Source organism: Bradyrhizobium sp. USDA 327 (genome assembly GCF_041262065.1).
GTDB lineage: Bacteria > Pseudomonadota > Alphaproteobacteria > Rhizobiales > Xanthobacteraceae > Bradyrhizobium > Bradyrhizobium liaoningense.
Genome location: NZ_JBGCCW010000001.1, coordinates 8168806 through 8175291, shown reverse-complemented (window position 1 = coordinate 8175291; position 6486 = coordinate 8168806). Strand labels below are relative to the sequence as shown.

3 protein-coding genes and 1 pseudogene are annotated in these 6486 nt (G+C 60.1%); 1 reads left to right on the top strand and 3 read right to left on the bottom strand.

Going from position 1 to position 6486, the window contains the following annotated elements; all coding sequences use genetic code 11:
- A pseudogene (locus tag ABIA42_RS38525) lies at positions 1-499 on the bottom strand (HAMP domain-containing protein); the annotation flags it as partial.
- Positions 500-935: 436 nt separating this feature from the next.
- Positions 936-2071 (bottom strand): IS3-like element ISBj3 family transposase gene (locus ABIA42_RS38520; RefSeq protein WP_085973330.1). Its coding sequence is split into 2 segments (ribosomal slippage): positions 936-1813 and positions 1813-2071, totalling 1137 coding nucleotides; the frame shifts between segments, so codons are not numbered across the junction.
- A 1661-nt stretch (positions 2072-3732) separates the two neighbouring features.
- On the opposite strand from ABIA42_RS38520, the gene ABIA42_RS38515 reads away from it, so the two are divergent.
- Positions 3733-5436, top strand: a complete 1704-nt coding sequence (locus tag ABIA42_RS38515) for a recombinase family protein (RefSeq protein ID WP_011084356.1) — start codon at positions 3733-3735, stop codon at positions 5434-5436.
- Between the two features lie 129 nt (positions 5437-5565).
- Here ABIA42_RS38515 and ABIA42_RS38510 read toward each other — a convergent pair whose 3' ends face one another.
- On the bottom strand, positions 5566-6486 hold the full coding sequence (locus ABIA42_RS38510) for a metallophosphoesterase (protein ID WP_370115827.1): 921 nt from the start codon (positions 6484-6486) through the stop codon (positions 5566-5568).

The window sequence follows — 6486 nt, the reverse complement described above, 5'->3', positions numbered from 1 at the left end:
GAGCCGCGGCCGGACTGATCTCGAGCCCCCGCCGCACCAGTTCCAGCCGAAAGTCGATGAACTGCATCACTCGCTGTTTGAACGCCTCGAATTGCTCGAGATCGTCGGGATGGACAGTCTGCCCCCAGCGCATCATCACCGCCGTGAGCTCGCCGCTGCACTTGACCAACTCGTCCGCGAATTGCTTTACTTTCGCCGGTTCGGTGGACATGTAGATCCCGCGCGACTCCATCACGATCGCGTAGATCAGGGCGTTGACGCGCCCGATATTGACGGCAGCCGACGCCGAATCGATCTGCATGTGCCGATAGTTCGTCTGCAGGCGCACGCATTGGACCGACATCACCAACAGAAACATTGTGACGATCGTCAAAAATCCGGCGATGGAATAGACTTTGTCGGCCACGCTCAGGCTACCGGAGCCGCGCACAAAGCGGACAAACCTTTGCAGCGTCGTGGTCGCGGTCTGCGCCCCAAAGCCCACCGTCACTGCGTTCATGATGCACCTATCCGGTCTAGAATGGCAGAGAATTGGTCCCGCAGGGCTAGCGGAGACTTCACGGCCTCGCCTCGGTTTATCTTTCGAAGGTCCCACGCGCCAGAGCATCTCTTCGCGAAACGGTCTGAGGAGGCTGCGCTGCGGCTGCACCGGTTGATATGTCGCCCCCGCGATCAAAGTCTAAGGGCAGCCGGCGTAGGCAGGGATGATGGCCTGAACGCACAAGGCACTCCAACGGCGCGCGATAACGGCTGCTGGTCCGCTTGCAAGTGGCCGGCCTGCTGAGGCGCGCAAGTGGGCGACGTCACCTGAAAGAGCAGCCGCGATGGCGCGGGACAGGCAACGACTGAGAGATAAGGTGGTGAACTATCAGACAGAGCTGGCCCCGGTTATCTGAACAGCAATTCCGCGTCGATAAGTGGAGTTTCTGCCAGAGTTAGGCTGCCGCGCGGAACGGCAGCGGGCTGAAGTAAGCTTGATCGGGGGTGCCGCCGTCAAGGCTCGAGTGGGGACGCCGGCCATTGTAAAAGGCGAGGTATCGGCCGATCGAGGCGCGGGCGTCGGACACGGTGTCGTAGGCGCGCAGATAGACCTCTTCGTATTTGATGCTGCGCCACAGACGCTCGACGAACACGTTGTCGCGCCAGGCGCCCCGACCGTCCATGCTGATGGCGATGCCATGACTGGCGAGCATGCCGGTGAACGCGGCGCCCGTGAACTGCGAGCCTTGGTCGGTATTGAAGATGTCCGGCTTGCCATGGCGAGCGAGAGCGTCCTCCAGCGTCTCGACGCAGAATGCGGCTTCCATAGTGATCGAGACGCGCCACGACAGCACCCGGCGGCTGAACCAGTCCAGCACCACCGCGAGATAGACGAAGCCGCGCGCCATCGGGATGTAGGTGATGTCCATCGCCCAGACCTGGTTCGGGCCTGTGATCTCCATCCCGCGCAGCAGATACGGATAGATCTTGTGCCCGGGTTCGGGCTTGGTGGTACGCGGCCGGCGATAGAGCGCCTCTATCCCCATCCGCCGCATCAGCGTTTTGACATGCCGGCGGCCGATCTTGCACCCCTCGGCAGCCAGCAGGTCTCGCAACATTCGCGAACCGGCGAAAGGAAACTCCAGGTGCAGCCGGTCAAGCCGCTGCATGATCGCGAGGTCGGCGGGCGACACCGGACGTGGTAGATAATAGATACTGCCACGGCTGATCTTCAAAACTTCCGCCTGTTTGGTGATCGGCAGGTCGTGCTCACGGTCGATCATCGCTTTGCGCTCAGCAGGCCGGCTTTGCTGAGCGCGCCTTCTAAAAAATCGTTCTCAAGCGTCAGCTCCCCGATCTTGGCGTGCAGCGTTTTCACGTCTACCGCGGACTCGCTCGCTCTGTTGCCACCGCCAGGACCAAACACCTCGGCCGCCGCCTCCTGAAGCTGGGACTTCCACTGCGTGATCTGGTTCGGGTGCACGTCGAAATGCTCAGCCAGCTGGGCCAGCGTCATCTCGCCCTTGATCGCCGCTAACGCCACCTTGGCCTTGAATGCCGGTGCGTGTTGCCGGCGGGCTCGTCTGCTCATCGTCTCTCCTGATTCGCGGGACAATCTTGCCCGCCGTCAGGCAGAAACTCCACTTACCGCCCTGTCCAGATTTCCGGAGCCAGCTCTACCTTCACGCGGTCAGGCAGGCGGCAGCCTACTCGCCGATCATCGACGGCCAGCCCAGCAAGCAAACGAGCGGAGTCTCAGAGCAGGAGGCGGCGGCAGTGCTACGGCGCTACCTGCTCATGCGCGAGATTGACGGTCACTGAGAAAGTTCCTCTTTTTCATCCGCGCCCCCCGACAAAGTCTCGCTAAATTTCAAACTGAGACACTACCCGTTAGTCGGTTCAACTCGCAGCGTCAGGACGCCCGTGATGGCGGAGGCGACGAAGACAGTCACTCGCACCACTTCCGGGAACAGCACACCAATCAATGGTGTCAGAGTCCGGGGAGACCCCAGTAGAACACGCCGACCAGGCCGGCAATAAGGCTTGTATAGAGGACGTGGGGGACAATGGAGAGCAGGTACTGCTTACTCGCTCACCGCTGTGAGTGCCCTGCCGGCGGCCAATCGGCTCCTTGGTTCGGGCGACGATCAGAAGGCGGCGAACGATTATCTGCTGACCTGCGCTTCCTCGGAGACGACAAGGATTGAAGCAACGCAATCCACCGGGAGCAACAAGCCGCCGCATCGCCCATCAGACGCGTTTCCACGGTGAAGATCAGCGCTTGCGAGGCCGGTTCGTGGAAAATTTTCGCGATTGGATGGGCTCCTGCAAAAAGATTGTCTTTTCAGACTCCACCGCATTTTGCGGCACCGGCCGAAGAAGGCCTCCCTTGTGGTCTTCCATATCTCCCCAAGCGTCGAAGGTAGTGGCTAAAACAGGCGGCGTCTCAGCAATTCCTCCGTGCGTATACTCAGATCAGGACAACCGCATCTAGCGTCGTGCGCCACGATTTGTCGGCCGACCGCCGGATTTCACTGATCAATGAAGCCGTCTCGTCTGCGGCAACCGCTGGCATCAGACGGAGCGGATAACTGCACCGCTAAATATGGACACGGGCATCGGACTTTCGTCGCCGTCAGGCGCAAGTTTTTTTACTCCGCCTTGTTTGGCAAGAATTCTCTCGCCTACGACCGGTATCGCAGGAATGCGCTAACGCCCGATGTGGAGCACCGCGACACCAGAAAACTCTCATTTTCATTAACCGCTGCAGCGGTCAACATGATTGGACCCACAATTACTCAGATCGAGACTTCCGTGAGCACTCCAGAGGCAAACGTCAAGTGTGGACCTTCTGTGATTTCTGTCGGCGCACGGCCAAGGCTGACGAAAGATGTGGTTGAAGGACGATCTGAACCTGAACACCACGCCGACGAAAATTGTGAAATCAGCGGGGGGTGTCTGCCGGCGCGATCGACGCTCCGAATAACAGAAGCAGGCGCCGCAAGTGATCACAGCCCAGCTATCGCGCTGGGCGACAATTTACGTTAACGTTTGCCGGTCGGTCCATATGCGTACTCGAATCCGATCGCCTCGGAGGCAGAAGGCGATCATCCGACCGCTTGATCCTTCCCACCCTCAGGGTTGGGATAATCCTGACAATGAGGAAGTTTGGCTTGAGCTGGCGCGCGCCATCGGACGGCAGATTGCACGAGACGAAAACGACGGTTTGGAGCAGCCAAAAGGAGGAAGGGCATGATGACGAGGCCAATAAAAAAGAGGGCCGTGTTATACGCCCGCTATTCGAGCGACATGCAAAAGGCGACCTCGATTGACGGTCAGCTATTGCTCTGCCGGAAGATCGCGGCACGCAACGACCTAGATGTCATCGGTGCATTTGTTGATGCCGCGAAGTCTGGCCTAACCGAAAATGCGAGGGACGGCTATCAGCAATTGCTCAATGGCGTGCGAAACCATGATTTTGATGTTGTGATCGTTGAGCATTTCGATCGCCTGTCGCGCGATCCCGCAACCATCCAGCGTCTCAAGCAAGTTTTCGAGTTCAATGGCGTTGAGCTGATGGATCAGAAAGGCGTTTACGCGACTGCCACCGACATCAGCATCGCAAGTCTCTACAACACGATTTATAAGCCGCAGCTCGCCGACAAGGTTCGGCGTGGCCATGATAATGCTGTCGCTAGTGGAAGAATTCCTGGCTCATACGCTTACGGTTACCGGCCAAGGCCGGGCGCGCCCGGTGAGCGCGTGATCGATGAGAACGAAGCGAAGATCGTGGTCCGCATCTTCACCGAATATGTATCGGGGCGTTCAACCCGAGATATTGCGGCCGATCTCACGCGCCAAGGCTTGCCCTCGCCTGGCGCCACCCGTCACAAGAACAAGGCTGGTCGCACGACCTGGAATCATCAGTGCATAACTGGCGGTCGCCACGGTCGCGGCATTATCGGCAACGAGCTGTATATCGGCGAAATACATTGGAACGTTCGATCAACAATTCTGAACCCGGAAACGCAGAAGAAACAGAAACGCCGCAATCCGGACGACCGGCACATCATTGTCAAGAAGCCCGAGTTGCGGATTGTTCCGCAAGTGCTTTGGGACAGGGCGCAGAAGGTTCGCAGCGGCCGCGCCATCCATATGTTCGGACCGACGGGCAAGCCGCGGCGCCGTCCTGTGATCCCGCGCAATAATGAGCACCCACTTGCTGGGGTCCTCCGGTGTGGTGTCTGCAACGGGAATATGCGAATCGCTCAATCCTCCAGGAATGGCGCTCCGCGCGCCGCATGCGCCAATGCGCATCAACGAGGCACGTGTGAGCACACTCGGAGCTTTGACATGGACGTGCTACTTGAGGATGTCTCAAGCAAAATGGAATTAAAATTGCTTTCGCCCAAAGCGATTGAAGAGGCGATGCGTGCTTGGAAGGAGGAGCGTAAGAACGATCGGAAAAAGAACAGCGAACACGCAAATTTAGAGCGTAGACTCCGTACGTTGACCACTGAGATCGAACGCTTGTCATATGCCATCGCAAACAGCCGTCGCAAGCCGGATGAGTTGCTCAAGCGGATCGATGAGTGCGATGTGGAACGGGAAACCGTTAAGGAGCGCTTGCGGCTGCTGGGTAGTGGCAGCGAAAACGTGATCCCGTTCGACCATCCAAAGTTCGGTGACCGATATCATTCGGAGGCCAAGAGACTGGTCACCGCGCTGAGGATTAATCCGAAGGCCATCGAAACCCGCGTCGCCTTTCGCAACTTGATCGACAGCATCGTGGTGCATCCGGTTCGCAAGCGGATGCCCTACGAATATACTCCGTACCTGAACAGCGCTTCCCTTTCTAGCATGAATCTTTTCCCCGAAAATCGACGCAAGACGAGAGAGATCAGTGCGTTCGTCTACTATGATAACGTCAAGTCAGAGAAATCCGTGTCCTCGTAATAGACGCGGACCTGCATGTGGTGGCGGCCGTCGCGGATCTCGCCGTCCAGATGGGCAGTCACGTCGTGAGCCTCTTCGCTTGTCGCTGTCGGCCCGTTTTGCGCAAAAACCGCGGTCCGCGCAAGCGTGTTAGGACACAACCGGCGCGGTCTGCCCCAGCCTCACCTCGACGACCTCCGGCGGCACGCCGACGCGCAGCGGCATGATGCTGCACCCGAGGCCACCGGAGATGATGACGTCGCATTTCAGCCTGACATGACCATAGGCGAGGCGGACGCCATGCTGCGGCGGCACTGCGGGGGACCAGCCGAGCAGGCGGACCTGGCCGCCATGGGTGTGGCCGGACAGTTGCAGCGCGACACGCGCCGGCACGCGCGGCGCGATGTTGGGCTCATGCGCGAGCAGGATGATGGGCGCATCGTCCGTGACCTTGGCGAGCGTCGCGCTGAGATCGTCGGCGCCGAACCGCGCCATGCCGCGAAACCGGCGCGCCGGCAGGAACGCGAGTTGATCGCCAAGACCGGCGAGCCAGAATGGGCGACCGTCCTTGGTGAGGCGCACGACGTCGTTCTCGTAGACGGGGATGCCGGCCGCTTCCAGCGCGCGGTGCGCGACGGTCACCCCCTGCCCGGCCCGCTGCACCGTCCTGTCATCCCAATAATCGTGGTTGCCCATGACGGCGTGGACCCCGAGCGGCGCCTTGAGGCCGGCCAGCACGCGTGCCCATTCGCTGCACGGAATGATGCGCGTGACCTGATGCAGGCCGGCGACATAATCGCCGAGCAGCACGATGAGGTCGGCGTTCAGCGCGTTGGTGCGGTCGACGATGGCCGCGACCCGGTCGAGCGGCATCCAGGGATCGCAGGCGTGCAGGTCGGCGATGACGGCGATCTTCAACGGAAGATCCGCCGGCCATTGCCGCGGCGCCGGATGATAGCGGGTGACGCGGAGCCGCAGCATCGGCTCGACGCCGACGCCATAGGCGGCGGTCGAGACGCCGAGGGCGGACAGGCCGCCGATGGAACGGATGAGATGACGGCGCGTGATCAT

Coding starts and splice junctions, on each gene's coding strand:
- ABIA42_RS38515 (WP_011084356.1), top strand. CDS start 3,733: ATGATGACGAGGCCAATAAAAAAGAGGGCCGTGTTATACGCCCGCTAT.
- ABIA42_RS38510 (WP_370115827.1), bottom strand. CDS start 6,486: ATGATCACGCGCCGTCATCTCATCCGTTCCATCGGCGGCCTGTCCGCC.